Source organism: Allobosea sp. CER48 (assembly GCF_044752385.1).
GTDB lineage: Bacteria > Pseudomonadota > Alphaproteobacteria > Rhizobiales > Beijerinckiaceae > Allobosea.
The window spans coordinates 1-4,838 of sequence record NZ_JBIWYK010000238.1 but is presented as its reverse complement, the minus strand read 5'-3'; the positions used below and the strand labels follow the sequence as shown (position 1 = coordinate 4,838).

General features: G+C 67.3%; 6 protein-coding genes. 2 read left to right on the top strand and 4 right to left on the bottom strand.

What is annotated here, in order from left to right; translation table 11 throughout:
- Positions 1-52: 52 nt before the first annotated feature.
- The 3 genes from ACIPIA_RS10365 to ACIPIA_RS10355 form a co-directional block, all read right to left on the bottom strand.
- Positions 53-1,231, bottom strand: a complete 1,179-nt coding sequence (locus tag ACIPIA_RS10365; RefSeq protein ID WP_400509184.1) for an FAD-dependent monooxygenase — start codon at positions 1,229-1,231, stop codon at positions 53-55.
- A gap of 76 nt (positions 1,232-1,307) precedes the next feature.
- The gene (locus ACIPIA_RS10360) at positions 1,308-1,559 is read right to left on the bottom strand and encodes a zinc-finger domain-containing protein (protein ID WP_400509182.1); all 252 of its coding nucleotides are present in this window, start codon (positions 1,557-1,559) and stop codon (positions 1,308-1,310) included.
- 78 nt (positions 1,560-1,637) lie between these two features.
- The gene (locus tag ACIPIA_RS10355; RefSeq protein ID WP_400509180.1) at positions 1,638-2,615 is read right to left on the bottom strand and encodes an acetyltransferase domain-containing protein; all 978 of its coding nucleotides are present in this window, start codon (positions 2,613-2,615) and stop codon (positions 1,638-1,640) included.
- Positions 2,616-2,725: 110 nt separating this feature from the next.
- Between ACIPIA_RS10355 and ACIPIA_RS10350 the strand changes: the two genes are divergently transcribed.
- Both ACIPIA_RS10350 and cysE read left to right on the top strand, forming a co-directional pair.
- A complete protein-coding gene (locus ACIPIA_RS10350; protein WP_400509178.1) occupies positions 2,726-3,493 on the top strand; it encodes an alpha/beta fold hydrolase in 768 nt (255 codons plus the stop codon).
- Positions 3,494-3,682: 189 nt separating this feature from the next.
- Positions 3,683-4,531, top strand: a complete 849-nt coding sequence (cysE, locus tag ACIPIA_RS10345) for a serine O-acetyltransferase (RefSeq protein WP_400509176.1) — start codon at positions 3,683-3,685, stop codon at positions 4,529-4,531.
- Here cysE and ACIPIA_RS10340 read toward each other — a convergent pair.
- Positions 4,522-4,838 (bottom strand): type 2 periplasmic-binding domain-containing protein (locus ACIPIA_RS10340; protein WP_465246955.1); only part of this gene is annotated, 317 nt, incomplete at its 5' end. The genes cysE and ACIPIA_RS10340 overlap by 10 nt on opposite strands.

Genomic DNA, 4,838 nt, shown 5'->3' with positions numbered 1-4,838 from the left:
CTGATACTGCAGCCGATTCTTGCTGCGTCGGAATTTGTTCTCCGGCCCGATACTATATGTCGCGCCAGTCGTAGAGCCAGCCATAGCGGTTGCGCAGCCCGTCCGGGCCCAGCCGCTTCAGGGCGAAATCGCGGGCGATGCTGAGCGGCCAGCCCATGTGATAGTTGCGGCCGTTGGCCCGGCTCTCCTCCTGAACGCGGGCGACACGCTGGGCGCGCGTCCGCGCATAGGCGGCGAAGGCGACCGGCACGCCGGCCTCGCCATCGCGGCCGAGCATCTCCGCGAGCAGGCGGGCCAGAACGGCCGCATCCTCGATGGCGAGCGAGGCGCCTTGCGCAAGGAAGGGCAGGATCGGGTGGGCGGCGTCACCCATCAGAGCGATCCGGCCTCTCGCCATGACGGCGGGCTTGCGATCGAACAGCGACCAGACCTGCCAGACCTGAGCCGCGCCGGTGAGCTCGCGCAATGCAGGCGAGGCCCCGGAGAGGTGTTCAGTCACGATGCTGCCTTCGCCATCGCGCGACCAGCCCTCGCGGGCTTCCTTCGCCTGGCGGACGACGACGATGTTGATCTCCTTGCCGCCAGCCACGGGGTAATGCACGGCATGGCGGCCGGGTCCCATATGGAGCGTCACCCGCGGCTTGTCGGCGGCGCGCGCCGGTACGACGGTGCGCCAGGCTTCGTAGCCGGTGAAGACCGGCGGCGAGGCATCGCCGGTGAGATCCCGCACACGCGACCAAAGCCCGTCGGCGCCGATCAGCCCGAGCGCGGAAAGCGTCTCGCCGCTGCCGTTCTGCCCGGCGATGCTGATCGTGACGCCATTCTCGCCGTGGCTGACCTCCTGGACGCCACGGCCGACCATCAAGCGGATGTTCGGCATGGCACGGGCGGCGTCGAGCAGGACGGTATGCAGATCGCTGCGCTTCAGCATGCGGAACGGCGTGGGCATGCGCTCCGGGCTGGAAGGCATCTCCAGGACCTGGGAACCGTCGCGCCAGCGCCGGATCACCAGCCCGTGCGAGGACACGCTGACACGCTTCAGCGGCAGGGTGAGGTCGAGCGCGTCGAGCACACGGCCGGAATTGGAGGTGACCTGAAGGCCCGCGCCGGTCTCGCCGAAGCCGGTGCGCTTCTCGACGACGGTGACAGCGATGCCGCGGCGCGCAAGCGACAGCGCCATGGTCAGCCCGCCGATGCCGGCGCCGGCGATGACGAAATGAGGAGCAGACACGAAGCGATGCCCTTGATCGATGACGCCGGGGAGGGCGCGGGCGCCCCTCAGAACCCGCGCTTCAGCAAAGCGGGCTTCAGGCCGCCTTGGCGGTGTCGTGCCAGGCGCATTCCGGCGGTGTGCATTCGGCACCCTTCAACGATGGCTCGTATTTGAACAGTGTCGAGCAATAGGGGCAGATGATCTCGTTGTCGGAACCCATGTCGAGGAAGACATGCGGATGGTCGAAGGGCGGCTTGGCGCCGATGCACATGAACTCATGCGCGCCGACATGGACGACGGCGACGCCGGGATCGTTGTGAAAATGCGGGATGCCGGTAGCGGCCATGGTCGTTGCTCTTCGGAAAGCTGGAATTTCGGCGCAACCTATCCCGTCAGCCGGCGGGACGCCAGTGCGCGATTTGCATCAGTGCTCGCGCAGGCAGGCCTGGGCAAAGGCACCCATCCGGCCACCTTCCTCCGACGAGAGCCGGTCTTCGAGCACCTTCTGCCAGAGCTGCTCGCGCTTGAGCCGGTCGATGGTGCAGGCGCAGACGGCGCGGCAGAGCTGCTCCGGGATGTCGGGCCCGCAGCTGCGCTGGCATTCCGAGCGGAAGGCGCGCTCGCCGGGCGACGGCGGCGGCGCGACGAGTGTCACGAGCGTCAACATGGCGATGAAGACCGGCTGGTGGACGAGATAGACCAGCAAGCTGTGGCGGCCGCCCCAGGCTGCGATTCGCGCCAGCGGATTGGCCGGACGCCAGGCGGCCAATGCAGTGCCACTGAGCCGCGGCAGCAGAAGCCTTGCGAGCACGATGCCGGTCAGTACGCAGCCGAACCAGGGAAAGACAGGGACGAAATCCGCCGATCGGATCGGGGCGTGCGAGAAGCCAAGCCATGACAGCCAGGGAGCGTCGAGAAGCGGGTGGGCGACGAAGCTCGGCAGAGCGAAGGCGACGACCGCCGAAAGCGCAGCCACGATGAGCGGCAGGCGCAGGAAGGGCAGGGCCAGCACGCTGGCGACAGCGACCTGATGGAGAATGCCGAAGTAGATGAAGTTGCCGGGCAGTGCGAACCAGGTGCCGAGCGAGACCAGAGCCGCGGCTCCCGCGACCATGGCGAGGCGCCTGAGATATGCTTGTCGATTCAGGCCCTTGCGCGTCGCGAGCACCAGGCTGAAGCCGACGATGATCAGGAACGAGCCTGCGATACAGCGGGCGAAGATCCGCCATCCGGGCTCGGCGACGATGTCGGTTTCGATCAGCCCGAGGAAGGAGAGATCATAGGCGAAGTGGTAGATGAACATCGCGAGCAGCGCGCCGCCGCGCGCGACATCGACGAAAGCGAAGCGGGGCGATTCCGAAGCCGCGGCGGCGATCGGCGCGCTGGGGGCGATCTGGTTCATGGCCACAGTTCATAAGCAAGCCGCGCCGCAGCGGCTACCCAAAGCAGAGGCCGCATGGCAGGGAAGAGACCATAATCCGTTCCATCACTCCGCCTCGCTTCGAGACCCGCATGCAGAGCTTTTCCTCCGACGGCGTGAAGATCGCTTTCGTTGACCTGGCCCCGACCGGCGAAACGCCGCAGCACCGGACGGTGGTGCTGGTCCACGGCTTCGCCTCCTCGCACATGACCAACTGGGTCAACACGCAGTGGACGAAGACGCTGACCCATGCCGGCTACCGGGTCGTCGCGCTCGATGATCGCGGTCATGGCGAGAGCGAGAAGCTCTACGATCCCGCCGCCTATTCCTCGGATATCATGGCGGAGGATGTCCGCCGGCTGATGGACCATCTCGATATCCCGCGTGCCGCGGTGATGGGCTATTCGATGGGCGCGCGCATCTCGGCGCATCTGGCGCTGGCGCATCCGCGCCGGCTCGACGCGCTGCTGCTCGGCGGGCTCGGCATCCATCTGGTCGAGGGGGTAGGGCTGCCGCTCGGCATCGCCGACGCGATGGAGGCGCCGTCCCTCGACGTGCTGACCGATCCGATGCAGCGGATGTTCCGCGCCTTTGCCGAGCAGACCAGGAGCGATCTCCGGGCGCTCGCTGCCTGTATCCGCGGTTCGCGCCAGACGTTGACCGCAGAGCAGGTCGGGCAGATCTCGATGCCGACCCTGATCAGCGTCGGCACCAAGGACGAGGTGTCCGGCTCCGGGCCAGAACTGGCGAAGCTCATCCCCGATGCGGAGTCGTTCGATATCGTCGGGCGCGATCATAACCTCGCTGTCGGCGACAAGAGCCACAAGCAGGCCGTCCTCGACTTTCTCGCGCGTTTGTGAGAACGTTGGGGCAGATGAGCGGCACTCTGAAAAAGCGGGCGACGCCAATGTGTTGTCGACGTTCCCTGAAAAACTGAATCTGCTGCCTCGCTTTTCGATTCAACTTCGGTTGGCCTGAGCCTTTTGGCGCCGATGCCCGCTTGCGGCTAGGCTGTCATCCTGCCGACGACCCTTTTCCGGAGAACGACCATGCCGTCAGGGCGCTCCGTCTTGGAAGCACGCGATCCCGCAACCGGCCTCGACCGGCTCGACCCCGTCTGGTCTCGCCTGCGTGGCGAGGCTGAAGCGGCCGTGGCGGCCGAACCGGCGCTCGGCACGCTGATCGTCGCGTCGGTTCTCAACCAGCCTTCGTTCGAATGCTCGGTTGCCCATCGCGTCGCGGCCCGGCTCGGCCACCCGGCCGTGACCGCCGACCTGATCGAGCAGGGCTTCGCCGAAGCGATGGCTGACGACGCGACGATCGGCGCCGGCATTCGCGCTGACGTGATGGCGGTGCTGGACCGCGATCCGGCCTGCTACCGTGTGCTCGAGCCGGTGCTGTTCTTCAAGGGCTTCCATGCGTTGCAGTGCCACCGCCTCGCGCACTGGCTGTGGCAACGCGACCGGCGTGATTTTGCGCTCTATCTCCAGGCGCGGTCTTCGGAGGTCTTCCAGACCGACATCAATCCGGGCGCGAAGATCGGCAAGGGCGTCTTCCTTGACCATGCGACGGGCGTGGTCGTCGGCGAGACGGCGGTGATCGAGGATGATGTCTCGATGCTTCACGGTGTCACGCTCGGGGGCACCGGCAAGCAGGGTGGCGATCGCCACCCGAAGATCCGCAAGGGTGTACTGATCGGCGCCGGCGCCAAGATACTCGGGAATATCGAGGTCGGCCAATGCAGCCGCGTGGCGGCCGGGTCAGTGGTGCTGGCGGCCGTGCCGCGCAACAAGACCGTCGCGGGCGTGCCGGCCAAGGTCGTCGGCGAGGCCGGCTGCGCAGAGCCCTCGCGCTCGATGCACCAGACCCTCGAAGGCGATTGCGGCGCCTATATCTGAACGGCCTGCGGCGCCGAGCGCGCGAGCCATTCCATGATCTCCATCCGGCGCGCATGGGCGCCGGGCCCGTTGGCCGGTGTCAGGGTCAGCCTGTCCGGTGTCGGCATGGCCTGCTGGAAGGGCGCGACGAGCCGGCCGCTCGCCAGGTGGGCCGAGACCAGGCTCAAGCGCCCCATCAGGACGCCGGAGCCTGACAGGCAGGCATCCAGCGCGAGACTGTAGAGCGAGAAGGCCGGGCCCCGCCCCGCGTCGATCCGCGCCTGTGGCAGCGCGAAGGCGAGCCAGCGAGCCCAATCCCCGCGCCAGA

What these genes read in the sequence shown, in the direction of transcription:
- ACIPIA_RS10360 (WP_400509182.1), bottom strand. Translation starts at nt 1,559, where the DNA reads ATGGCCGCTACCGGCATCCCGCATTTTCACAACGATCCCGGCGTCGCC.
- ACIPIA_RS10355 (WP_400509180.1), bottom strand. Translation starts at nt 2,615, where the DNA reads ATGAACCAGATCGCCCCCAGCGCGCCGATCGCCGCCGCGGCTTCGGAA.
- ACIPIA_RS10350 (WP_400509178.1), top strand. Translation starts at nt 2,726, where the DNA reads ATGCAGAGCTTTTCCTCCGACGGCGTGAAGATCGCTTTCGTTGACCTG.
- cysE (WP_400509176.1), top strand. Translation starts at nt 3,683, where the DNA reads ATGCCGTCAGGGCGCTCCGTCTTGGAAGCACGCGATCCCGCAACCGGC.